Here is a 23,270-nt window from a genome sequence, read left to right as displayed (position 1 = left end):
GACACCGCCGCACCCCAGTTAAGGGTGAGGCGATTTGACAGCACCCCGGACGCCGCATAAATACTTGCCACATGACATTCATTTTCAAAACGGCTGGCAAAGAGGCCGCCGCCGGCCGAGGAGCTGCCCGGTAATGCGCGTCGCGTTCGTCGGCAAGGGCGGCAGCGGCAAGACCACGCTGTCCGCCCTGTTCTCCCGCCATCTCGCACGCTCCGGCGCGCCCCTGGTCGCCATCGACGGCGACATCAACCAGCATCTGGCCGAGGCGCTCGACCCGGTCGGCGGCGAGGCGTTCGCCGCACCGCCGCTCAGCGCACACCTCGGTGACATCAAGGACTTCCTGCGCGGCACCAACCCGCGTATCGAGTCGCGCGAGGCCATGGTCAAGACGACCCCGGCCGGCCGGGGCTCCCGGCTGCTGCGCCCGCTCGGCGACGACGAGATCCACCAGCGGCACGTCGAGCGTGTGGGCGGCGTACCGCTGATGGCGACAGGCGCCTTCGAGGAGAGCGACCTGGGCGTCGCCTGCTACCACTCCAAGCTGGGCGCGGTGGAGCTGTATCTCAACCATCTCGTCGACGGGCCCGGCGAGTACGTCGTCGTCGACATGACCGCCGGTGCGGACGCCTTCGCCTCCGGGCTGTTCACCCGGTTCGACATGACTTTCCTGGTCGCCGAGCCGACCCGCAAGGGCGTCTCCGTCTACCGCCAATACCGCGACCACGCCCGCGAGTTCGGGATTCCGCTCGCGGTGATCGGCAACAAGGTCACCGGCGAGGACGACCTGCTCTTCCTCAAGGAGGAGACCGGCGACGACCTCCTCACCCACTTCGTCCAGTCCTCCTGGGTGCGCGCCGCCGAACAGGGCCGCGACCAGGGCGAGTTGGAGCCGCACAACCTGCACGCGCTGAACCAGCTCAAGGACGCGCTCGACGCCCGCCCCAAGGACTGGGCCACCTTCCAGCGGCACGCCGTCGAGTTCCATCTGCGCAACGCCCAGGCGTGGGCGGACAAGGCGACGGGCCTGGATCTGGCCGGTCAGGTGGACCCGGAGTTCGTGCACGGGCCCGCAGCTCTCGCCTGACCGCACTTTCACCGCACCACCCGTGAGACCGCAAGAAGCCGCAAGAAACCGAAGAACAAGAAACCGAAAGAACAGGACACCCCTTCATGTCGCTCGACGTCTCCCCCCAGCTCCTCGCCGAAGCCGAGCAGGGTGACATCCGTGAGGACGACTTCGTCGAAACCGTCCGCACCTCGCTCCCCTACGCCTACGACCTCATCGCGGACCTCGCGTCCGAACTCCAGGGCGGCACCGCCGAGTTCGCCGACAACCAGACCCCGCCGCCCTCCGAGCAGGAGCGCGGTCAGCTGCTGCGGGCGCTGGCCAGCGACGCGATCCGGGGCAGCCTGGAGCGGCACTTCGGTGTCGCGCTCGCCTTCCAGAACTGCCACCGGGTCGCGGCCTTCCACCCCGGCGCGCAGACCGGCGAGACCTACGCCCGCTTCACCTCGCTGCGCTCGCAGGTCCTCAACCAGTCACCGGAGTTCCGCGACTGCTGACGGGACGATCCGGCGCCTGTCGGCAAACCGCAGCGGCGGCACCCCTGATCGGACTCGACCCCCCGGCCCAGCTCTGGGGCGTTCAGCGGCCGATGTCGTCCAGCTCGGTCAAGTCCTCAGGAGAGAGGGAGAGTCCCGCGCCGGCGACGTTCTCGCGCAGGTGTGCCGTCGATGACGTGCCGGGGATGAGCAGGATGTTCGGTGATCGCTGCAGCAGCCAGGCCAGTGCGACGGCCATCGGCGTCGCCTCCGATCGGGCGGCGACCGCCGAGAGCGCCGAGGACTGAAGCGGGGTGAAGCCTCCGAGGGGGAAGAAGGGCACGTACGCGACGCCGTCGAGGGCAAGCCGGTCGATGAGCTTGTCGTCGTGGCGGTGGGCGAGGTTGTACATGTTCTGCACGCACACGATCGGCGCGATGCCCTGCGCCTCGGTGACCTGCTCCTCGGTGGCGTTGCTGACCCCGAGGTGGCGGATCAGGCCCTGCTGCCGGAGTTCGACGAGCGTGTCGAACGCCTCGGCGAGCGAGCCGGGCTGGGGACCTTCGGCGTCGCCGAGTCGGAGGTTGACCAGGTCGAGTACGTCGAGCCGGAGGGACTTGAGGTTGTCGTGGACCTGGCGGCGCAGATCTTCGGGTCGCCGGGCCGTGGGCCAGCCACCCTGTTCGTCGCGGGTCGCGCCCACCTTGGTCACGATGTGCAGCGACTCGGGATAAGGGTGCAGTGCCTCGCGGATCAACTCGTTGGTGACGCGCGGCCCGTAGGCGTCGCTGGTGTCGATGTGAGTGATACCGACGTCGACCGCTTCACGCAGAACGGCCAGGGCACCCTCGCGGTCGGCGGGCGGCCCCATGACCCATGGGCCGGCCAGTTGCATGGCGCCGTAGCCGAACCGGGTGACGGTCAGGTCGCCCAGAGTCCAGGTGCCGCCGGGAAGAGAGAGGGAGGGTGTGCTCATCTTGTTGCCTTTCGTCGTGCACTTGGGGGGGTACCTGCCGCCTCCCTGCATCAGCATTGGAGAGAAACTTCCTGTCGGGAAGTAGGCACTTTGGAGTGCGTAACCCACCCATAGGGGAGAGGCGCGATCAGTGACGACGACGAAGGCGGCCCAGAAGAGGGCTCAGGCCAAGGTGGAGTACAACGCGTTCCTGGCAGGGTGCCCCAGTCGGCAGTTGCTTGACCGAATCTCGGACAAGTGGGTCGTCCTGATCCTGTGTGCGCTGGGCGGCGACAACAGCCCTCGCCGGCCCGGTGCGGCACACGCAGCCGCTCCGAAGGCGATGCGTTACTCCGAGATCTCTCGCCTGCTGGCCGGGGTCAGCCAGAAGATGCTGACCCAGACACTACGGTCGCTGGAGCACGATGGCCTGCTCACCCGTACCGTGACGCCAACCGTCCCCGTCACCGTCTCCTACGAGCTGACCGACCTCGGCCTCTCGCTCCACCACATGACGCGCGGACTCAGGAACTGGGCGCAGACACACATGGCCGAGGTCCTCGCGAACCGCGAGGACGACGACTCTCGCACCTCTTGAGCTCGCATCGACTCGTCGACTCGGGGAACACGGTCGTCGTCATCGAACACAACCTCGATGTGATCAAGACGGCGGACCGGGTGATCGACATGGGCCGGAGGCAGGGACCGGCGGCGGCCGGGTGATTGCCCAGGGCACTCCGGAACACGTGGCGGCCGAGGCTCGTTCTCATACAGGGACGTTCCTGCGTGCACTCCTGGAGAGGAAGTGAGCACGATGGCGACCGACACCGAGGTGACCGAAGTGTTCGACCCGGCCACCGAGGACGAGAGCGATGCTCCCCTCCCCCGGCTCAGCACCGGCGGCGGCTCGGTCGACCAGGTCCGGGACTATCTCCGGGTGATCGCCCGGGTCCGGCTCCTCAGCGCCGAACAGGAGGTCGACCTCGCGAAACGCATCGAGGCCGGCCTGTACGCCGAGCACAAACTGCTGGAGGACCCGCCGGAAGACCCGGTACTCCAGCGGGAGCTGGAGATCCTCACCACGGACGGGGAGCGCGCCAAGTCCCACCTCATCGAGGCGAACCTCCGGCTGGTCGTGTCCGTCGCCAAGCGCTACACGGGCCGGGGGCTGCTGTTCCTGGACCTGATCCAGGAGGGCAACACGGGCCTGATCCGGGCCGTCGAGAAGTTCGACTACGCGAAGGGCTTCAAGTTCTCGACGTACGCGACCTGGTGGATCCGGCAGGCGATCTCCCGCGCGCTGGCCGACCAGGGCCGGACCATCCGGATCCCCGTGCATCTGGTCGAGGTCATCAACCGGGTGGCCCGCACCCGCCGCGAGCTGATCCAGGACCTCGGCAAGGAACCCACACCGCAGGAGCTGGCGGAGAAGGCGGGCGTCGATGTGGAGCGGCTCCCCGAACTGGCCGCCTACACCAGGGAGCCCGTCTCGCTGCACACCGCTCTCAGCGAGGACGGCGACGGCGAGTTCGGCGACCTGATCGAGGACCGGGACAGCGTCACCCCCATGGACATGGTCACCTTCGTGCTGCTGCAGGAGACCATCCAGTCCATCCTCGCGGACATGACCCCCCGGGAGGCCGGGATCATCTCCCTGCGCTACGGCCTGTCCGGCGGCCGGACGAGAACCCTGGAGGAGATCGGCCAGGTGTACGGCGTGACGCGCGAGCGCATCCGTCAGATCGAGTCCAAGACGATGTCCAAGCTGCGCCACCCGTCCCGCTCCCAGGTGCTGCGGGACTACCTCGACGCCATGTGACCGGGCCGTCCCCTCCTTCTTGCAGCCGTCGTCAGGCGGTGCCGAGTGCCGTACGCAGGGTGCTGATCGCCTGCCCGATGGCGGCCTCGGCGGCATGCGTGCCGCGCAGGGCGTTGAGCATCACGAAGTCGTGGATGATGCCCTGGTAGCGGACGGCGGTGACGGGTACGCCGGCCTCGCGCAGCTTGTTCGCGTACGCCTCGCCCTCGTCGCGCAGGACGTCGGCCTCGGCGGTGATGACCAACGCCGGGGGCAGACCGGTGAGTTGGGCGGTGGTGGCGCGCAGCGGGGACGCGGTGACCTGGGCGCGCTCGGACTCGTCGGTCGTGTACTGGTCCCAGAACCACCGCATGGCGTCGCGGCGCAGGAAGTAGCCCTCGGCGAACTGCCGGTAGGAGCCGGTGTCGAAGGCGGCGTCGGTCACCGGGTAGAAGAGGACCTGCTGAACCAGGGGCACATCGCCGCGCTCCTTGGCCATCAGGGTCAGCGCGGCGGCCATGTTGCCGCCGACGGAGTCACCGGCCACCGCGATCCGGGTGGCGTCCAGGTGGTGGTCGGCGCCGTCGGAGACGATCCAGCGGGCGACGGCGTAGTTCTGCTCGATCGCGACCGGGTAGCGGGCCTCGGGCGAGAGGTCGTACTCCGGGAAGACGACCGCCGCCCGGGCGCCGACGGCCAGTTCACGCACCAGCCGGTCATGGGTGTGGGCGTTGCCGAAGACCCAGCCGGCGCCGTGGATGTAGACGATCACCGGCAGTACGCCCTGGACCCCGGCCGGGCGGACGATCCGCGCCCGGACCTCTCCGGTGGGGCCGCCGGGGACGGTGACCCACTCCTCGTCGACGGCTGGCTTGGTGATCTCGCCGGACTGCACCTCGTCGACGGTCTTGCGGCCCTCGACCGGGCCGAGGTCGAAGAGGTACGGCGGGTTCGCGGTCGCCTCGGCGAAGCCTGCGGCGGCGGGTTCGAGAACGGGGCGGGTGTCGGTCATGGCGATCTCCTCGGATCGGGTGCCGGGGCAGGCTCCACCTGCGGTTCTCGCCGGGAGCGGCGGCACAACAGAAGAGTAGCCCTCGATTAAGTCGTGCACAACTTGTTCGCACTCGATTAATTGATGCACCATGCAGTCGAGGGGACGTGAACGATAGGGTGGAAATCGCCGTCAGCAGCACAGAGACCGGGGGTCGTACCGTGAGCGCAGCCGGAAGCAGATCGCCGCAGGAGCAGCCTTCCCTGCTCCTCGACGACCAGCTCTGCTTCGCCCTCTACGCGGCCTCCCGGGCAGTCACCGCCCGCTACCGGCCGCTGCTGGACGAGTTGGGCCTGACCTATCCGCAGTACCTGGTGATGCTGGTGCTGTGGGAGCAGGACTCGATCTCGGTACGGGAGCTCGGGCACGCCCTCCAGCTGGAGTCCAGCACCCTCTCCCCGCTGCTGAAGCGGCTCGAGGGCAACGGCCTGCTGCGGCGGGAGCGGCGGGCGGAGGACGAGCGCTCGGTCGCCCTCCGCCTCACCGAGGCCGGGGCCGCGATGCGCGACCGGGCGGACACGGTGCCTCTCGCCATCGGCGACGCGATGGGACTGACGGCCGAACAGGACGCGCTGGCCAAGCAGTTGCTTCGCCTGCTCACGGCCAACGTGAGCGGCGACTGACGCCGGCTCTCCGTCTCGGTCTCAGGGGATCCGCGGGACAAGTAGTTCGTTCACCGCGGGCCGGTGGGGGCTGAGCGCGCAGTTCCCCGCGCCCCTTCAGGGCGCGGTTCGGCGGCGGGCCGGGCGGCTCGGGTGGTCGGTACGAGGAGGGCGGCCAGGGCTGCGGCCAGGCAGAGTAGGGACAGTAGGGCGAAGCCGTGGGCGTAGCCGGATTCGTACGGGAGGCCCGAGGGCTGGAGGCTGCCCGTGACCAGGACGCCGGTCAGGGCGGCGCCTATGGAGCCGCCGATGGTGCGGACGTTGGCGTTCATGCCGGTCGCCGCGCCGGTCTGCTCGGGAGGGACGCTGCCGACGATCAGGTTGGCCATCGAGGCGAAGGCCAGTCCGATACCGAGGCCGAACACACCTGCCACGAAGGCGACTTGCCACTGTTCGTCGTGCCAGAGGGTGAGGAATCCGCAGGCGACGGCGCCGAGCGCGGCACCGGCGGTGAGCAGTTTCCTGGCGCCGAACACCGGCGTCAGCCGGCCGCCCAGCACGCCCGAGAGGAACATCGCGATCAGCATCGGCAGCATGAGCAGTCCGGCGGAGGTGACGCTCGCGCCGAATCCGTACCCGGCGGATGCGGGCGTCTGGACGAAGCCGGGGAGGAAGGACCAGATCGAGTACATGCCCGCGCCGAAGAGCAGCGCGGCGGTGTTCGTGGTCCACACGGCGGGCAGGCGCATGACCTTCAGATCGATGAGTGGGTTGCGGGAGCGCGCCTCGGTCAGCAGCCAGAGGGTGAAGAGGAGTACGGCGGCTGCGAACAGGCCGATCGTCCGGCCCGAGCCCCAGCCCCACCGGGTCGCCTGGCTGAGCGGCAGCAGCAGGGCGACCAGCCAGGCCGACAGCAGTACGGCACCGAGCCAACTGACGCGCCCCACAGCCCTGTTGGGCGACTCGGGGACATAGCGCAGGGCGATGAGCGTGGTGACGGCGACGACGCCGACGGGCAGCCAGAACAGCCAGCGGTAGTCGAGCGCGGTCACGATCGGCCCGGCGGCGACCATGCCGACGCCTCCGCCGGCCGCGATGACAGCGGACAGGTTGCTGATGCTGCCGCTCACCTCACCCGGCGGGAACTCGTCCCGGATGATGCCGAACGACAGCGGGAACAGCGCGCCGCCGGCGCCCTGGACGACCCGGGCGAAGATCAGTACGCCGATGTTCGGCGCGAGCGCGGCGAGCAGACAGCTGAGTGTCACGACCACGAGTACGGCGACGAGGGTGCGTTTCTTGCCGATCAGGTCGCCGACACGGCCGAGGATCGGGGTGAAGACCGAGGCGGACAGCAGGAAGGCCGTCATCACCCAGGTCGCGGTGGACTGCGAGGTGTCCAGGGCGTGCTGGACGGTCGGCAGGGCCGGCGCGATCAGCGACTGGAGCATGGAGAACACGCCGGCACCGGTCGCGAGGACCGCGAAGGTGAGGCGGGTGGAGCGCGTGGACACCGGGGAGTCGGTGGAACCGGTGGAGCCGGTGGAGCTAGTGGACTTGCGGGGCATGGAAGGGCATCTCCGAACAGGGGTGGCGGAGTAGAGGTGATGGGGGGCCGCGTTCGCGCGCGGCGGCGATGCGCACGGCCGTACGCGTCGCATGGGGAACGCACCCCGACTGCTAAAGTGGAGGTACGCCTCCACTCTAGCGGAGGCCGACCTCCGCTTCAATACCGGAGGCCCGCATCCGTTTCGCTCGCGCCCGACCGGCGCCCGGCAAGGGAGGCATCCGTGACGGCACAGCCGTACCCCGTCAGCGGTTTCGTCGCGGCGCAGCGCCCGCACCGCAAGGACGCGGCGCGCAACTACGACGCCCTGCTGGCCGCCGCGCGCGAGGCGTTCGCGGAGCACGGCAGCGAGGCGTCCCTGGAGGACATCGCCCGGCGCGCGGGCGTCGGCATCGGCACGCTGTACCGGAACTTCCCCACCCGCCGCCATCTCTTCGAGAGTGTGTACGCCGACGAGGTGGACGCCCTGTGCCGGTTCGCGCTGGAGGTCGCCGACCGGCCGCCGTGGGAGGCGCTCACCGCGTGGCTGCGCCGCTTCGTGGGGTACACCGTGACGAAACGGGCCGTCCGCGAGGCCCTCAACCACGAGTCGGAGATCTTCCTGGCCTGCCGGGAGTCGATGTACCAGGCGGGCGGCCCGCTGTTCGAACGGGCACAGAAGGCCGGGGAGGCGCGCACGGACATGAACTTCGACGACCTCCTGCGCATGCTCGCCGGCATCACCTCGACGAACTTCCTCGACGACACCCAGCGCGACCGCGTCCTGGCGGTGGCCCTCGACGGGGTCCGCGTGCACATGGCTCCGTAGTCGTACGTCCGGCGTACGAGCGTGGTCGTACGTCCGTCGGCACCGGCACCGGCACCGGCTCGGCGAGTCGCTCGCGCGGCCGTGCCGCCGTACGCATGATCCTGGCCGGGCGGGCGGCGACCACCCCGGGTCCCGGGCCGCCCCAGAGCCACCGGAGAACCATGCCAGCCGACGACAGTACGTCCTCTGAAGTCCCCTCCCCCGCCGTCCGCGTCCAGGCGCGTGCCACCGCGCTGCTGGGCCGGCCCAAGCTGTGGCTGCTGCCCACCGTCCTGACCGGGCTGCTCGCGCTGCTGCTGTCGCTGCTCTACATGGGCGGCATCGTGAGCCCCAACCGCGATCTGCACGAGCTGCCCATCGGCCTCGTCAACGCGGACCGGGGCGAACCGCTGCCCGGGCAGCAGGAGAACCTGGGTACGCAGATCACCAGGGCGATCACCACCGACACCTCCGGCGGCGACAAGGCCGAGTGGCGTCAACTGAGCCTCGCCAAGGCCCAGGACCAGCTGGACTCCGGCAAGCTCTACGGAGCGCTGGTCGTGCCCGAGGGCTTCACCGCCTCCGTCGCCGCGCTCACCGGCACGAGCGCCACCGCCCGTCCGACGCTGACCGTGCTCACCAACCCCGGCAAGGGCAGCCTCGGTTCCTCCCTCGCCGGCCAGATCACCACGGCCGCCGCCCACCAGGTCTCGCAGAACATCGGCAAGCAGTTGACGGCGAGCGCGACAGGCGCCGGCGCGACGGCGAAGCTGCTGCTGGCCGACCCGGTCGCCGTCACCACCCAGGTCGGGCATCCCATCGGCACCAACAGCGGCCTCGGGCTCAGCGCCTTCTACTACACGCTGCTGCTCGTGCTGGCCGGGTTCATGGGCGGCAACGTCATCAGCAACGCGGTCGACACCTCCCTCGGCTACGCCGACAACGAGATCGGCCCCTGGCACACGCGCCGCCCCACCGTGCCCGTCGACCGTACCCAGACCCTGCTGCTGAAGATGGGCATGACCGCCGGGATCACCCTCCTCAGCGTCTCCCTGATCATGGTCGCCACCGTCGGCATCCTCGACATGGACGCCGGCCATCTGCCCCTGCTGTGGCTGTACTCGTACTGCGCCACCCTCGCGGTCGGTCTCGGCGTCCAGGCCATCAACGCGGCCTTCGGCGGGATCGGGCAGCTCGTGTCGATGTTCGTGTTCATCGTCCTGGGCCTGCCCTCGTCCGGGGCCACGGTCCCCCTCCAGGCGGTCCCGGACTTCTACCGTTTCCTGTCCGCGTTCGAGCCCATGCGGCAACTCGGTGACGGGGTGCGCGCGATCCTCTACTTCGACGCCCGCGGGGACGCCGGACTCACCCGCGCCTGGATCATGATCGCGATCGGCACCGCGCTCGCGCTGCTCTTCGGCTTCGCGATGACCCGCTACTACGACCGCAAGGGCCTCGAACGCCTCACTCCGCAGCCGTCCTAGGCCCAAGCGGACGCCAAACGTTGCCTGTTCACCCTTCCGGGCGGCGGCCTCGGACTGACAGACTCACCAGGGTGCCCGACTTCGACATGCTTGTCATAGGATCCGGCCCGGGCGGCCAGAAGGCTGCCATCGCGGCGGCCAAGCTCGGCCGCCGGGTCGCCGTCATCGACCGCCCCGACATGGTCGGTGGGGTCTCCATCCACACCGGCACCATCCCCTCCAAGACCCTGCGCGAGGCGGTTCTCTACCTCACCGGCCTCACCCAGCGCGATCTGTACGGCCAGAGCTACCGCCTCAAGGAGGACATCACCGTCACCGACCTGACCGCGCGCACCGAGCACGTGGTCGACCGCGAGGTCGATGTCATCCGCAGCCAGCTGTCCCGCAACCATGTCTCCCTGTTCGCCGGCACCGGCCGCTTCGTCGACGACCACACCGTCGCACTGCGTGAAGTGACCAGCAACGAGCGGCTGTTGAGCGCCGAGCACATCGTCATCGCCACCGGCACCCGGCCGGCCCGGCCGGACAGCGTCGAGTTCGACGAACGCACCATCCTGGACTCGGACAACGTGCTGAACCTGGAACGGGTGCCGCGTTCCATGGTCATCGTCGGTGCCGGGGTGATCGGCATGGAGTACGCCTCCATGTTCGCCGCGCTCGGCAGCAAGATCACGGTGGTCGAGAAGCGGGCCGGGATGCTCGACATGTGCGACATCGAGGTGATCGAGTCGCTCAAGTACCACCTGCGGGACCTGGCCGTCACCTTCCGGTTCGGGGAGACGGTCGCGGCGGTGGAACGCCACCCCCGGGGCACCCTCACGATCCTGGAGAGCGGCAAGAAGATCCCCGCCGACGCCGTGATGTACTCGGCGGGCCGCCAGGGCCTCACCGACGAACTCGCCCTCGACAAGGCCGGGTTGTCCGCCGACCGGCGCGGCCGGATCACCGTCGACGAGCACTACCGCACCGAGGTGCCGCACATCTACGCCGTCGGCGACGTCATCGGCTTCCCGGCCCTCGCCGCGACCTCGATGGAACAGGGCCGGGCGGCGGCCTACCACGCGTGCGGCGAGCCGGTCGACCAGATGCACAACCTCCAGCCCATCGGCATCTACACCATCCCCGAGATCAGCTTCATCGGCCGTACCGAGGACCAACTCACCGAGGACAGCATCCCGTTCGAGGTGGGCATCTCCCGCTACCGCGAACTGGCCCGGGGCCAGATCATCGGCGACTCCCACGGCATGCTCAAGATCCTGGTCTGCCCGGAGACCCGCAAGCTCCTCGGCGTCCACTGCTTCGGCACGGGAGCGACGGAACTGATCCACATCGGCCAGTCCGTGATGGGCTGCGAGGGCACCGTCGACTATCTGGTCAACGCGGTCTTCAACTACCCGACGCTCGCGGAGTCCTACAAGGTCGCGGCGCTGGACGCGACGAACAAGCTGCGCCAGATCGACCGGCTGCGGGACTGAGTCCCCGCCGCCCGTCCTGGTCAGTCCCTCACGACGCCGGTGGCGGCGGATCGTGGCAGCGGGCGGACCCCTCGATTCCCGTCAGGGCAATAGGGGGGTCCGCGCCACGATTAAGGGTTGGAATGCGGAGATCCCGATCGTAGCGTCGCGACGAGTGCCCGCAGCTGCCCGCCAAGCCCGCCACTTGGTTTCCGAGGAGAAGTCATGACCACGAGCCAAGAACTCAAAAGCCCGACAGGGTGCCCGGTTTCCGGACTGGCTGCCTCGTTCGACCCGTTCGGCACCGAATACCAGTCCCACCCGGGCCTGTCCATGGCCGACGCGCGCGAAGAGGAGTCGGTCTTCTACAGTCCGGCGCTGGACTACTGGGTCGTCACCCGGTACGAGGACATCAAGGAGATCTTCAAGGACACCGACACCTTCTCCGCCTCCATCACGCTGGACCAGATCACACCGTCCACCGAGGAGACGGTCGCGATCCTGGTGCAGCACGGGTTCAACCCCGGACTCGCCCTGGTCAACGAGGACGGCGCGTCCCACCGGGAGCGCCGGAAGGCGCACCAGGACCCGTTCAAGGGCAAGGAGGTGGAAGCCCTCACCCCGCGCATTCGCGAACTCGTCACCGGCCATATCGACCGGTTCGTCAAAAAGGGCCGCGGCGACCTGATGGTCGATCTCTTCCAGGAGGCGCCCATCACCATCGCCCTGATATTCATGGGAATTCCGGACGAGGACATCGCGGCCTGCCGGCAATTCACCCTGGACCAGACGGTGTTCATGTACGGCCGCCCGTCTCCCGAGGAACAGAAACAGGTGGCCACCAATCTGGGGCGGTACTGGGAGTTCACCGGCGATCTGGTGGAGAAGATCAAGCAGATGCCCGACGCGCCGGGCTGGTTGCCGCATGTGATCCGCGAAGGCCAGAGCAAGCCGGGGCTGTTCGGCGACAACGAGTTGCAGACCACCGCCCTGGCCGGCCTGGTCGCCGCGCACGAGACCACCACCAACGCCAGCGGCAACGCCATGCGCGCGCTGCTGGAGAACCCCGAGACCTGGGCCCGCGTCTGCGACGACGCGAGCCTCGTCCCCAAGGCGGTCGAGGAGTCCCTGCGGTACGACGGCTCGGTGGCCGCGTGGCGGCGGCTGGCCGTCAAGGAGACCACGGTCGGCGGCGTGACCATACCGGCAGGCGGCCGGGTGATGATGATCACCTCTTCCGCCAACCACGACGAGGCCGTCTTCGAGAACCCGGAGACGTTCGACATCGACCGGCCCCACCCGAACCGTCATATGACCTTCGGGTTCGGCGCGCACGCCTGCATGGGCGCCACGCTCGCCCGTCAGGAGATGCGGATCTTCATCGAGGAGCTGGCCCGCCGGCTCCCGCACATGCGCCTGGTCGAGGACCAGGAGATCACGTATCTGCCCAACACCTCCTTCCGCGGGCCCCAGAACCTGCTGGTGGAGTGGGATCCACAGCTCAACCCGGTGCTCACCGACCGACCCTGACGGACCCCGGCGTCCCGCGCCCGTCCGCGGGAACCGTTCGCACCCATCGCTGAGCCCCGGTCGCGCGCCTGGCCATCGTGGCCGATCAACCGTCCAGCGGGCGTCCTCCGAGCGGCCGGGCCGGCTCTTCGAGCGGTCCGGCCGCCCCGCCCCCGCCCCCACGCCGGACGGCTGACGGCTCGCCCGCCATGTGCCGCTGCCGGGGCTTTCTGCCGCCCGAACGCAGTTCCAGACGTCCGAGTGTCGCTCCAGCAAGGAGAAAGCACCGACATGAGCAGCCCACGGGAGAGTTCTCTGCCCTCACTCACAGGGATGAGAATCATCGCCGCGGTCCTGGTGGCCGCCTTCCACATCGGCAGCCTCGCACCGTTCGCCGACCTCGACATCGCCAAGACCTACCACTCCCTGTTCGACCAGGGCGGCTGGGCCGGTGTCACCTTCTTCTTCGTGCTCAGCGGCTTCGTACTGACCTGGGCCGTCCGGCCGGCCGACACGGTCACCGGTTTCTGGCGGCGGCGGGTCTTCAAGCTGTTCCCGAACCACGTGGTGACCCTGGTCGCCGGGATCTTCCTGCTCCTCTACCTCGGGACCTTCCCGGGCGCCGGTGTCGCGACCGCCAACCTGCTGCTGGTGCACGCCTGGGACTGGCGGTTCGAGAGCTGGTGGGGCGTCAACCCCGTCTCCTGGTCGCTGTGCTGCGAGGTGTTCTTCTACGCCTGCTTCCCGTTGATCATCCGGCTGGTGAACCGGGTGCGGCCGGGCCGGCTGTGGTGGTGGGTCGTGGGGATCGCCGCGGCGATCGTGGCGATCCCCTCACTCGCCGACCTGGTGATACCGGACGAGGCGGTCAGCCCCGCGACGCCGATCGGTGTCACCAAGCTGTGGTTCATCAACGGCTTCCCGCCGGTCCGTACCCTCGACTTCGTGCTCGGCATCTTCCTGGCCCGGATGGTCCGGGAGGGCCGTATTCTCCGGATCCCGCTGCTGCCGGCCGCGGGGCTGGCCGTCGGGGCGTACTACCTGTCCACCCAGGTCCCGTACGCGTACAGCCTGGCCGCCTGCACCGCGCTGCCGTTCGGGCTGCTGATCGTGTCGGCGACGCAGGCCGACCGGGAGGGCCTGTGGTCGCCCTTCCGCAGCAGGGCGATGGTGTGGCTGGGGCAGATCTCCTTCGCCTTCTACCTCTGGCACTTCCTGGTGCTGATGTGGCTCGGCGACCTCTTCAAGGAGCGTCAGCCGCTGTCCACGGCCGGCAACCTCGGGTTCATCGCCCTCGCGCTGACCGTGACGGTCCTGCTGTCGTGGGCGACGTTCCGCTTCGTGGAGACGCCCATGATGCGGAACTTCGCCTCGCCGGGCCGGCGTCCCCGGCTCGACTCCCCGCCCCAGGACCGTACGGCCCGGCCCGCGGCGGTGGCCGAGCGGGTCGAAGGACAGCAGGGCTCCGCGGGCTGAACCGGCACTCCGCCCCGGTACCGCGCTCCGGCGGTGCCGGGGCGGAGTCCTGTGCCAGAACATGATCGGCGGGTGCACAGGACCAGTAGGACCTGGACAACACACTGTAAAATAATTTGTCATGGGACAGCCGAAGATGAGTCGTCGCGAACGACTCCGGGCCGAGACGGCCGCGGAGATCAAAGCCATCGCGCTCAAGCACATGGCGGCCGGAGGCGCGGCTGCCCTGTCCCTTCGCGCCATCGCCCGGGACATGGGCATGACCGCGGGCGCGATCTACAGCTACTACGAGACGCGTGACGCCCTCATCAACGCGCTGATCACCGACGTGTACACCTCGCTCGCCGACACCCTCGAAGCCGCGCACGAACAGGTGGACGAACACGACACCGCGCAGCGGATCCTGGCGCACGGCAACGCCTACCGGCAGTGGGCGATCAGCCATCCCGAGGAGTTCCAACTCGTGTACGGCGATCCCGTTCCGGGCTATCAGATGCCGGAGGGCGGTCCCGCCACCGAGGCCGAGCTGCGGGTGTGCACGCTGCTGGGCCAGCTGGTCGCGGCGGCCTGGCCCCACGCGGCGGCGGCCCAGGCCGGTGAGGAGCACTCGTGGGAGGACTTCCAGCCGGACCTCACGGACGCGCTGCACACCAAGGAGCCTGATCTGCCGCCCGCCGCGCTCGCGCTGACCCTGCGGATCTGGGGCCGGATGCACGGGCTGGTCGCCCTTGAGGTCTACGGACATCTGCGGACGCAGATCGTGAATCCCGCCAAGCTCTACCAGCAGGAACTCCTCGACCTCACCAGCTCGTTGGGCCTCCCGGTGCCCGCTGCGACCACCGTCGGCTGACGGCTGACGGGAAAACAGAAGAAGCCAGAAAGACAGACCAGAAAAACAGAGGAGACCCGGCCGGGGGCAACAGTCCCGGCCGGGTCCTCTGCAACTCGTGGCCGGCGACGGGGGATTGCACCGGCCACGAGGGTCAGGGGGAGACTTCGCAGAGCGTCAGGCGGTAGCGGCGCCCGTCGTCTGGTCGGCCTCCGTCACGCCGGACTCCGCGACCACCGCTGTGGGCGGCTCGGGGTCCTTCAGGAAGACGAAGGTGATCACGGCGCCGACGGCGACCACGATGCCGGCGATCACACCCGCGAGCTGCAGCCCGTCCACGATGTCGGTCACGGCCGGAGCCGCGTCGTAGTCGATGCCGTGGTTGGCCACGGCCACCAGGGCCGCCAGACCCACCGCACCACCGATCTGCGCGAGCGTCGACGCCATCGAGGACGCCACACCCTGCTCCATCGGCGAGATGCCCATGCCCGCCGCCGCGAACGTCACGGTGAATCCGACGCCGCCGCCGAAGCCCCAGAGGAGGATGCCCGGCATCAGCGCCCAGAACGAGCCGCCGACCGACATACCGAGCGCCGTGGCCGCGACACCGGCGCCGTTCACCAGCAGCGTGCCGGTGAACACCTTGCGCAGACCGAACTTGTTGAGCAGGGGCCCCGTCAGCTGACCGGCCGCCATGGAGAACGCGCACAGCGGAAGGAAGGCCAGGCCCGCCTTGATGGGGCTGTAGCCGAGCACCGGCTGGAGGTACGTCGTGAAGAGGTAGTACCCGGTGGACAGCGTCGCCATGAACAGGAACGCCACCGCCATCGTCACCGCCAGCGTCCGCGTACGCACCAGCCGCAGCGGCATCAGCGGGGACCGCGTCCGCGCTTCCACCAGGAAGAACACCACCAGGAGCACCGCGCCGATCGCCTCGGTGCCCGCCGACTGGAAGGAGGTCCAGCCGGAGTCGGGACCGGATGCAAGCCCGAAGACGATCAGCGTCGCCCCCGCGGTCGCCAGCAGGGCGCCCGGTACGTCGAAGTCGCGGATGCCCTTCTGCGCCGGAGCGTCGGCCGGCAGCAGCTTGATACCCGCCATGAAGGCCAGCGCCGTCAGCGGCACATTGACGAACAGGACCGATTCCCAGCCCCACCAGTCGGTGAACAGCCCGCCGAGCAACGCCCCCGCCGCGAGCCCGCCGCCGCCGATCGCGCCCCACACGGACAGGGCCTGGTTGCGCTTCGGGCCTTCGGGGAAGCCGATGAAGATCAGCGTCAGAGTGGCTGGGAAGAGCAGTGCTCCGCCCGCGCCCTGTACCGCACGCGCCGCGATGAGCGTCCCCGGACTGTTCGCGAATCCGGCCACCAGCGACGACAGTCCGTAGATCACGATCGCCGCGAACCACACCCGCCGGGCTCCCAGCCGGTCGACCATCCGGCCGCCCAGCAGCAGCAACCCTCCGTAGCCCACCGCGTACGCGGACACGACCCACTGCAGCGACTGGGCCGAGAATCCCAGGTCCGTGCCGATCTCCGGCAGTGCCACATAGACGATGTTGTAGTCCACCGCGATGATCAGCTGCGAGAACCCCAGCAACACCAGCCGCCACCCGAGCCGCACCGGCGCCCTGCTTAACGTATCTGTCATGGCCCTGATCAATCTCCTAGAGAGGCGATGCGGAAGTCACGACCCACGGGCAACTCGCCCGGCGCGCCCGTCGGCGCCTACACGGCGCACTACTTCCTACACGGTGTTCAAATTACGAATGCAGTATAGGAATCGCGCGCCGTGAAGTGTCAAGTAGGCATAAGAAGCTGGGCGCTCGCCCCGCCCCGGCCACCGATACCCGGTCGGCCGTTCACCCCTTTCCCGCGCTGGGGTCGTCCGGCCCGCTCACCACCCCTAGCGCGTCGACGGCACTGCGTGTACCAGGGCGCTTACCGGTTCGGCCGCCGGTGCGGCATAGGGGTCGACACCGGGCGCGGTCGCTCCGGGCGCCCGGGGCGCGGAGGGTCGGATAGGGGGCGCGGCACAAGCCTGGGGTTGGCCGGGACGGGGCGGGCGACTTAGCGTCCCGGAGGGCGTCCCGGCGCTGTGCCGGTGGTGCCGCGCCGACACGGCGCCCCAGTCGGCACCACCGGCGGCGCCGCCGGCCCCTCTCCTCCAAACCCCGTGCGCAGCGTGGCGCGCGGCAACCTTTCGGCCAAAGGGATGTCATGGATTCATTGGCAAGTGCGGTACTCGCCGGGGCCGGTCCGGACGAGCTGGCCCGCGAGGAGGTGCCCACCGACTACCTCGCCGCCCATCTGCGGGCCGAGGACATGGCCGGGGTTCTCGCGACACCGGATCCTGATGTCCGCGACTCCCTCCGGGTGGGCCGGGTACCGATGCCCGCGCTCGCGCCCGACGAGGTCCTGGTCGCGGTCATGGCGAGTTCGATCAACTACAACACCGTGTGGTCGGCGACCTTCGCCCCGGTGCCCACCTTCAGGTTCCTCCAGCGCTTCGGCGCGCTGGGCGGCTGGGCGGCACGGCACGACCTGCCGTACCACGTCGTCGGCTCGGACGCGGCCGGTGTCATCGTCCGGGTCGGTGAGGGCGTACGGCGCTGGCGGGCCGGTGACCATGTGGTGGCGAGCTGTGTCCAGGTGGACGACCAGGAGCCGGCCAGTCACGCGGACGCCATGCTCGGCGGCGACCAGCGCATCTGGGGTTACGAGACCAACTTCGGCGGGCTGGCGCACTACACCGTGCTGCGAGCGAGCCAGCTGCTGCCCAAGCCAGCCCATCTGACCTGGGAGGAGGCGGCCGGCAACATGCTCACGGCGGCCACCTCGTACCGGATGCTGATCAGTGAGCGCGGTGCCCGGGTCAAGCTCGGGGACGTCGTGCTGATCTGGGGCGCGACCGGTGGACTCGGGGCGTTCGCCGTGCAGTTGGTGAAGCAGGCCGGCGGTATCCCGGTGGGCGTGGTCAGTTCCGGGGCCAAGGCCGGGCTGCTGCGCGGTCTCGGCTGCGACGTGGTGATCAACCGCGAGGAGATCGGCATCGGCGGCGAGATCCCGCGTACCCCGGAACGCACCGTCGAGCTGGGCGACCGGCTGGGCCGGGCGGTCCGTGCCGCGGTGGGCGAGGACCCGCACATCGTCTTCGACTTCGTCGGCGAGGCGACCTTCGGTCTCTCGGTCCATGTCGTGCGGCGCGGCGGGACGGTGGTCACCTGCGGGTCGAGCACCGGCTACCAGCACCACTACGACAACCGCTCCCTGTGGACGAACCTCAAGCGCATCGTGGGCAGCCACGCCGCCAATCTGCAGGAGCAGTGGGAATGCAACCGGCTGTTCCAGCTCGGGCTGCTGAACCCCGTCGTCTCCACGGTCCATCCGCTGGAGGACGTGGCCGAGGCGGCCCGGCTCGTCCAGACCAACCAGCACATCGGCAAGGTCGGCGTCCTGTGTCTGGCACCCCGGACGGGACTCGGCGTCACCGACACCCAGCTCCGGGCCCGTATCGGCGAGGACCGCATCAATCCCCTGCGGACCGGCGAGACAGTCACCCCCACACCTGTACTGGCGGGCTGATCCCGCGACCACGGAAGGTGGACTCGACAGTGGCGACACACACTGCCGGAATAGTTGCGACCGGCTCTTACGTCCCGAAGGAAGAAGTCAGCAACGAAGAGGTGGCGGCCCGTTGCGGCGTCACCGCGGACTGGATCGAGCGCAAGACCGAGATCAGGAGCCGGCGGTACGCACCGCCGCACGAGGCCACCTCCGACCTCGCCGCCCGGGCCGGTGCGGCGGCGCTCCGGGCCGCGGACCTGCCCGCCACCGAGATCGACTACCTGATCGTCTCCACCTCCACCGGCGACTCCCCGCAGCCGCCGACCTCCGCCCTGGTGCAGCACGCCCTCGGCGCCTACCGCGCGGCCTGCTTCGACGTCAACGCCGTGTGCAGCGGCTTCGTCTACGGCCTGGAACTCGCCCGGGCACTGATCGCCTTACGCCCCGACGCCCACGTCCTGGTCGTCGCCGCGGACCTCTACTCCCGGATCCTGGACTTCTCCGACCGCCGCACCGCCCCGCTGTTCGCCGACGGTGCCGGGGCGGCCGTGGTCGGCGCGGTCGAGGAGCCGTACGGCATTCTCGGCACCGATCTGTCCACCAGCGGCGACGCCCATCACCTCATCCGGGTCGAGGCCGGCGGCAGCCGTCGGCCCGCCTCCCCGGAGACCCTCGCGGAGGGCGACCACTACTTCCGGATGGAAGGCCGCGCCGTCCGCGAGTTCGTCAACCAGCAGGTGCCGCCCGTGCTCCACCGGCTCGCCGAACGCACCGGCCACCACATCACGGACGTCGACCACTTCGTACCCCACCAGGCCAACGGAGTCATGATGCGCGAACTCGTCGAAGCCGCCGGGCTGTCCCGGGCCACCACTCACCGCACGGTCGAGCGATACGGGAATCTGGGCTCCGCCTCCGTCGCGGTCACCCTGGACGAGGCCAACAAGGCCGGTCTGCTGCACCGCGGCGACCTGGTGCTGCTGGCCGGCTTCGGCGGTGGCATGTCGGTCGGCTCCTCGCTGCTGAGCTGGCGGGGGGACGCGATATGACACCCGCCCTGACACCCGAAGCGGCCGTTCCCGTGCCGGACCCGGCGCCGGAGATCCGGCGGGTCGGTGTGGTCGGCTGTGGCCTGATGGGGGCCGGCGTCGCCGAGATCGCCGCCAAGGCCGGGCTCGACGTACGGATCGTCGTCTCCTCCGAGGACTCGCGCGCCCGCGGTCTGCGCCGGATCACCGGTTCCCTGGACCGCGCCGTCGCCAAGTCCAGGATCAGCGCGGCCGAACGGGATGTCGCGCTCGGCCGGATCTCCTTCACCACCGCCCTGGAGGACCTGGCCGACCGGCAGTTCGTGGTCGAGGCGGTCGCCGAGCACGAGCCGACCAAGCTCCAGATCTTCTCCCTGCTCGACAAGATCGTGGAGGACCCGGAGGCCGTGCTCGCCTCCAACACCTCCTCGCTGCCGATCGTCCGGCTCGCCGGGGCCACGCAGAACCCCGGCCGGGTCGTCGGCGTGCACTTCTTCAATCCCGTCCCGGTCCTGCCGCTGGTCGAGCTGGTCGGCTCCGTCCTCACCGACGAGCGCACGGTCGACCGCGCCGAGCACCTGGTCACCGAGGTACTCGGCAAGACCGCGATCCGCTCCCCCGACCGGGCCGGCTTCCTGGTCAACGCCCTCCTCTTCCCGTACCTGCTGTCCGCCGTCCGCATGGTGGACACCGGGGTGGCCACCGCCGAGGTCATCGACCGCGGTATGGAGGCGGGCTGTTCCCATCCGCTGGGCCCCCTGCGGCTGCTGGACCTGATCGGCCTGGACACCACCGTGGCGATCGCCGACGCGCTCTACGCGGAGTTCAAGGAACCGCTGTACGCGCCGCCGCCCCTGCTGCTGCGCATGGTCGAGGGCGGGCTGCTCGGCAAGAAGACCGGCCGGGGCTTCTACTCCTACGGCTGAGGGTCCTGCGGCTGAGGCTTCCTCGACCGAGGATCCCCCGCCTGAGGCTTCCTCGGCTGAGGGTCCCGGCTGAGCAGCCCTCGTCCGAGGCTCCCGCGTCCGAGGACGACTTTCTCCGGCCCGGACCCGGGCCAGGCCGTCACGGCCGGGTCCGGGTCCGGGCGTGCGGGCCTGCCGTCGGAGGCCGGGCCCGTCCTCTCGGCGAGCGGACACACCCGTACCACTCACACCTGGAACGACTTCTGAACCGCTCGGCGCGAGCCGCGCACCATGGGGAGGGCAGATCAATGGCGTCAACGGCCAAGGACCCTAAGGACACGTCATCCGCCGATGCGGTGGTCGCGGCGCTGCGGGACTCGTTGAAGGAGACGGCCCGACTGCGCCAGCGGAACCGGGAGTTGACGGCCCGGGAGCGGGAGCCGGTGGCGATCGTCGGCATGGCGTGCCGGTATCCGGGCGGGGTCGTCTCCCCCGAGGGACTGTGGGACCTCGTGGCGGACGGCGGCGACGCGATCACGGAGTTCCCGGAGGACCGTGGGTGGGACGTGGAGGGTCTGTACAACCCTGACCGGGAGGTGCCGGGGACGTCGTATACGCGTCGGGGCGGTTTTCTGCACGAGGCGGGGGGTTTTGACGCGGAGTTCTTCGGGATTTCGCCGCGTGAGGCGTTGGCGATGGATCCGCAGCAGCGGTTGTTGCTGGAGATCTCCTGGGAGGCCCTCGAACGCGCCGGCATCGACCCGACGTCCGTACGGGGGTCGCGTACCGGTGTGTACGCCGGGGTGATGTACCACGACTACGGCCCCCACCTGCACCGGCCCGTGCCGGGAGTGGATGGTCACCGGCTCACCGGCACCCTCGGCAGTGTGCTGTCGGGGCGGGTGTCGTATGCGTTTGGTTTTGAGGGTCCTGCGGTGACGGTGGATACGGCGTGTTCGTCGTCGTTGGTGGCGTTGCATCTGGCGGTGTCGGCGTTGCGTCGGGGTGAGTGTGATGTGGCGTTGGCGGGTGGGGTGACGGTGATGTCGACGCCGGGGACGTTCGTGGAGTTCTCGCGTCAGGGTGGGTTGTCGGCGGACGGGCGGTGCCGGTCGTTCGGTGCGGAGGCTGACGGGACGGGGTGGGCCGAGGGTGCCGGGGTGCTGTTGGTGGAGCGGTTGTCCGATGCGCGCAGGCTGGGGCATCGGGTGCTGGCGGTGGTGCGGGGGTCGGCGGTCAATCAGGACGGTGCGTCCAACGGGCTGACCGCGCCCAACGGTCCCTCCCAGCAGCGCGTCATCCGCGCCGCACTCGCCGACGCGGACCTGAAGGAGGTGGATGTGGATGCGGTCGAGGCGCATGGCACCGGGACCCGGCTCGGCGATCCCATCGAAGCGGACGCCTTGTTGGCGACGTACGGCCAGGGGCGGGCGGCGGACCAGCCGTTGTGGCTGGGGTCGTTGAAGTCGAACCTGGGTCACGCGCAGGCAGCCGCCGGTGTGGGCGGGGTCATCAAGATGGTGATGGCCATGCGTCATGGGGTCCTGCCGCAGACGCTGCACGCGGAGACGCCTTCGCCGTTCGTCGACTGGGACACGGGCGCGGTGGAGTTGCTGACCGAGTCACGGGAGTGGCCGGAGACTGGCAGGCCGCGTCGGGCCGGGGTGTCCTCCTTCGGCATCAGCGGCACCAACGCCCACGTCCTGCTGGAACAGGCCCCCGAGCCGGAGCCCCGGCCCGAGCCGGAAGAGGCCGCGCCGCAGGACGCGCCGGCCGTGCTTCCCGTACCGCTGTCCGCCGCCAGTGAGGCCGCGTTGCGGGCGCAGGCGGTGCGGCTGGGGGAGTTCCTGGCCGCCGACCCGTCGCTGGAGCCAGCGGAGGTGGCCCGTTCGCTGGTGACGACGCGGGCGGTGATGGAGCACCGCGCGGTGGTCCTGGCCGCCAACCGGGAGGAACTGCTGACCGGTCTCGCGACCCTCGCGGCCGGGGAGGAGAGCCCCCGGGTGGTCACCGGACAGGCTCAACCGGGTGGCGGGCTGGCGGTGGTGTTCACCGGGCAGGGCAGCCAGCGCCCCGGCATGGGCCGCGACCTCCACCACGCCTTCCCCGTGTTCCGGGAGGCACTCGACGAGACCTGCGCCCTCCTCGACGCGGAACTGGCCGCAGAGCTGGCCGGGACGGGGGCCGACTCGCTGCGGGACGTCATGTTCGCCGAGCCCGGCACTCCGCAGGCCGAGGCACTGCACCGGACGGTGTTCACGCAGCCCGCCCTGTTCGCCTTCGAGACCGCCCTCTACCGTCTGCTGTCCTCCTGGGGCATCCACGCCGACCACCTGGCCGGACACTCCGTCGGTGAGGTCGTCGCCGCCCACATCGCCGGCATCCTCACCCTCCCCGACGCCTGCACCCTCATCGCCGCACGCGGCCGGCTGATGAACTCCCTGCCCACCGGGGGTGCGATGGTCTCCGTCCAGGCACCCGAAGAGCGGGTCACCGAGGCCATCAAGGCCGCCTCCGCCAACGGTGTTGGAGTGGAGATCGCCGCCGTCAACGGGCCCGCCTCCGTCGTGATTTCCGGCCAGGAGACCGCTGTCCTGGCCGTCGCCGGTCAGCTGGAGGAGCAGGGCGTCAAGACCCGCCGCCTGCGGGTCAGCCACGCCTTCCACTCGCCCCTCATGGACCCGATCCTGGAAGACTTCCGGACCGTCCTGAACGGA

At 69.7% G+C, this 23,270-nt stretch carries 17 protein-coding genes and 3 pseudogenes; 16 read left to right on the top strand and 4 right to left on the bottom strand.

What is annotated here, in order from left to right:
* The first annotated feature begins 133 nt into the window (after positions 1-133).
* Positions 134-1,084: an ATP-binding protein gene (locus tag ACWDR4_RS15255; protein WP_450408626.1), complete on the top strand. Its 951-nt coding sequence runs from the start codon at positions 134-136 to the stop codon at positions 1,082-1,084.
* Positions 1,085-1,170: 86 nt separating this feature from the next.
* Positions 1,171-1,563 carry an SCO5389 family protein gene (locus ACWDR4_RS15250; RefSeq protein WP_450408623.1) on the top strand — a complete coding sequence of 131 codons (393 nt, stop codon included), beginning with the start codon at positions 1,171-1,173 and terminating at the stop codon, positions 1,561-1,563.
* Between the two features lie 82 nt (positions 1,564-1,645).
* Here ACWDR4_RS15250 and ACWDR4_RS15245 read toward each other — a convergent pair whose 3' ends face one another.
* Positions 1,646-2,518, bottom strand: a complete 873-nt coding sequence (locus ACWDR4_RS15245) for an aldo/keto reductase family oxidoreductase (RefSeq protein WP_450408620.1) — start codon at positions 2,516-2,518, stop codon at positions 1,646-1,648.
* 130 nt (positions 2,519-2,648) lie between these two features.
* On the opposite strand from ACWDR4_RS15245, the gene ACWDR4_RS15240 reads away from it, so the two are divergent.
* The 3 genes and pseudogenes from ACWDR4_RS15240 to ACWDR4_RS15230 form a co-directional block, all read left to right on the top strand.
* Positions 2,649-3,095 carry a winged helix-turn-helix transcriptional regulator gene (locus tag ACWDR4_RS15240; protein WP_450408617.1) on the top strand — a complete coding sequence of 149 codons (447 nt, stop codon included), beginning with the start codon at positions 2,649-2,651 and terminating at the stop codon, positions 3,093-3,095.
* 11 nt (positions 3,096-3,106) lie between these two features.
* Positions 3,107-3,306, top strand: a pseudogene (locus ACWDR4_RS15235) (hypothetical protein); the annotation flags it as partial.
* A pseudogene (locus tag ACWDR4_RS15230) lies at positions 3,288-4,316 on the top strand (RNA polymerase sigma factor); the annotation flags it as partial. The pseudogenes ACWDR4_RS15235 and ACWDR4_RS15230, both read left to right, overlap by 19 nt.
* Positions 4,317-4,347: 31 nt before the next feature.
* Here ACWDR4_RS15230 and ACWDR4_RS15225 read toward each other — a convergent pair.
* Positions 4,348-5,307 carry an alpha/beta hydrolase gene (locus ACWDR4_RS15225; protein WP_450408615.1) on the bottom strand — a complete coding sequence of 320 codons (960 nt, stop codon included), beginning with the start codon at positions 5,305-5,307 and terminating at the stop codon, positions 4,348-4,350.
* A 200-nt stretch (positions 5,308-5,507) separates the two neighbouring features.
* On the opposite strand from ACWDR4_RS15225, the gene ACWDR4_RS15220 reads away from it, so the two are divergent.
* Positions 5,508-5,969: a MarR family winged helix-turn-helix transcriptional regulator gene (locus tag ACWDR4_RS15220; protein WP_450408612.1), complete on the top strand. Its 462-nt coding sequence runs from the start codon at positions 5,508-5,510 to the stop codon at positions 5,967-5,969.
* A 50-nt stretch (positions 5,970-6,019) separates the two neighbouring features.
* On the opposite strand, the gene ACWDR4_RS15215 is transcribed toward ACWDR4_RS15220, so the two are convergent.
* Complete coding sequence (locus ACWDR4_RS15215; RefSeq protein ID WP_450408860.1) at positions 6,020-7,462, bottom strand: MFS transporter; 1,443 nt, start codon at positions 7,460-7,462, stop codon at positions 6,020-6,022.
* A gap of 276 nt (positions 7,463-7,738) precedes the next feature.
* On the opposite strand from ACWDR4_RS15215, the gene ACWDR4_RS15210 reads away from it, so the two are divergent.
* The 6 genes from ACWDR4_RS15210 (at position 7,739) to ACWDR4_RS15185 (ending at position 15,075) form a co-directional block, all read left to right on the top strand.
* On the top strand, positions 7,739-8,323 hold the full coding sequence (locus ACWDR4_RS15210; RefSeq protein ID WP_450408610.1) for a TetR/AcrR family transcriptional regulator: 585 nt from the start codon (positions 7,739-7,741) through the stop codon (positions 8,321-8,323).
* A 161-nt stretch (positions 8,324-8,484) separates the two neighbouring features.
* The gene (locus tag ACWDR4_RS15205; protein WP_450408608.1) at positions 8,485-9,786 is read left to right on the top strand and encodes a DUF3533 domain-containing protein; all 1,302 of its coding nucleotides are present in this window, start codon (positions 8,485-8,487) and stop codon (positions 9,784-9,786) included.
* A gap of 71 nt (positions 9,787-9,857) precedes the next feature.
* The gene (gene sthA, locus ACWDR4_RS15200; protein ID WP_450408605.1) at positions 9,858-11,261 is read left to right on the top strand and encodes a Si-specific NAD(P)(+) transhydrogenase; all 1,404 of its coding nucleotides are present in this window, start codon (positions 9,858-9,860) and stop codon (positions 11,259-11,261) included.
* Between the two features lie 204 nt (positions 11,262-11,465).
* Complete coding sequence (locus ACWDR4_RS15195; RefSeq protein ID WP_450408602.1) at positions 11,466-12,770, top strand: cytochrome P450; 1,305 nt, start codon at positions 11,466-11,468, stop codon at positions 12,768-12,770.
* Positions 12,771-13,082: 312 nt separating this feature from the next.
* On the top strand, positions 13,083-14,225 hold the full coding sequence (locus ACWDR4_RS15190) for an acyltransferase family protein (RefSeq protein WP_450408599.1): 1,143 nt from the start codon (positions 13,083-13,085) through the stop codon (positions 14,223-14,225).
* Positions 14,226-14,346: 121 nt separating this feature from the next.
* Positions 14,347-15,075, top strand: coding sequence for a TetR/AcrR family transcriptional regulator (locus ACWDR4_RS15185; protein ID WP_450408596.1), 729 nt, complete (start codon positions 14,347-14,349; stop codon positions 15,073-15,075).
* A gap of 156 nt (positions 15,076-15,231) precedes the next feature.
* Here ACWDR4_RS15185 and ACWDR4_RS15180 read toward each other — a convergent pair whose 3' ends face one another.
* Complete coding sequence (locus tag ACWDR4_RS15180; RefSeq protein ID WP_450408593.1) at positions 15,232-16,704, bottom strand: MFS transporter; 1,473 nt, start codon at positions 16,702-16,704, stop codon at positions 15,232-15,234.
* A gap of 569 nt (positions 16,705-17,273) precedes the next feature.
* On the opposite strand from ACWDR4_RS15180, the gene ccrA reads away from it, so the two are divergent.
* The 4 genes and pseudogenes from ccrA to ACWDR4_RS15160 form a co-directional block, all read left to right on the top strand.
* The gene (gene ccrA, locus ACWDR4_RS15175) at positions 17,274-18,638 is read left to right on the top strand and encodes a crotonyl-CoA carboxylase/reductase (protein WP_450408590.1); all 1,365 of its coding nucleotides are present in this window, start codon (positions 17,274-17,276) and stop codon (positions 18,636-18,638) included.
* Positions 18,639-18,667: 29 nt separating this feature from the next.
* Positions 18,668-19,669 (top strand): 3-oxoacyl-ACP synthase III family protein, encoded by a 1,002-nt coding sequence (locus ACWDR4_RS15170; protein WP_450408587.1) that lies wholly within the window; start codon positions 18,668-18,670, stop codon positions 19,667-19,669.
* Entirely contained in the window at positions 19,666-20,574 is a 909-nt protein-coding gene (locus ACWDR4_RS15165) for a 3-hydroxybutyryl-CoA dehydrogenase (RefSeq protein WP_450408585.1), read from the top strand. Before ACWDR4_RS15170 ends, ACWDR4_RS15165 begins: the two co-directional genes overlap by 4 nt.
* A gap of 338 nt (positions 20,575-20,912) precedes the next feature.
* Positions 20,913-23,270: pseudogene (locus tag ACWDR4_RS15160) on the top strand (type I polyketide synthase); the annotation flags it as partial.

Source organism: Streptomyces sp. NPDC000878, from assembly GCF_053599695.1.
This window is presented reverse-complemented; position numbering and strand designations above follow the sequence as displayed.

Coding starts and splice junctions, on each gene's coding strand:
- ACWDR4_RS15195 (WP_450408602.1), top strand. CDS start 11,466: ATGACCACGAGCCAAGAACTCAAAAGCCCGACAGGGTGCCCGGTTTCC.
- ACWDR4_RS15255 (WP_450408626.1), top strand. CDS start 134: ATGCGCGTCGCGTTCGTCGGCAAGGGCGGCAGCGGCAAGACCACGCTG.
- ACWDR4_RS15185 (WP_450408596.1), top strand. CDS start 14,347: ATGGGACAGCCGAAGATGAGTCGTCGCGAACGACTCCGGGCCGAGACG.
- ACWDR4_RS15165 (WP_450408585.1), top strand. CDS start 19,666: ATGACACCCGCCCTGACACCCGAAGCGGCCGTTCCCGTGCCGGACCCG.
- ACWDR4_RS15205 (WP_450408608.1), top strand. CDS start 8,485: ATGCCAGCCGACGACAGTACGTCCTCTGAAGTCCCCTCCCCCGCCGTC.
- ACWDR4_RS15190 (WP_450408599.1), top strand. CDS start 13,083: ATGAGAATCATCGCCGCGGTCCTGGTGGCCGCCTTCCACATCGGCAGC.
- ccrA (WP_450408590.1), top strand. CDS start 17,274: ATGGATTCATTGGCAAGTGCGGTACTCGCCGGGGCCGGTCCGGACGAG.
- ACWDR4_RS15225 (WP_450408615.1), bottom strand. CDS start 5,307: ATGACCGACACCCGCCCCGTTCTCGAACCCGCCGCCGCAGGCTTCGCC.
- ACWDR4_RS15180 (WP_450408593.1), bottom strand. CDS start 16,704: ATGACAGATACGTTAAGCAGGGCGCCGGTGCGGCTCGGGTGGCGGCTG.
- ACWDR4_RS15250 (WP_450408623.1), top strand. CDS start 1,171: ATGTCGCTCGACGTCTCCCCCCAGCTCCTCGCCGAAGCCGAGCAGGGT.
- ACWDR4_RS15245 (WP_450408620.1), bottom strand. CDS start 2,518: ATGAGCACACCCTCCCTCTCTCTTCCCGGCGGCACCTGGACTCTGGGC.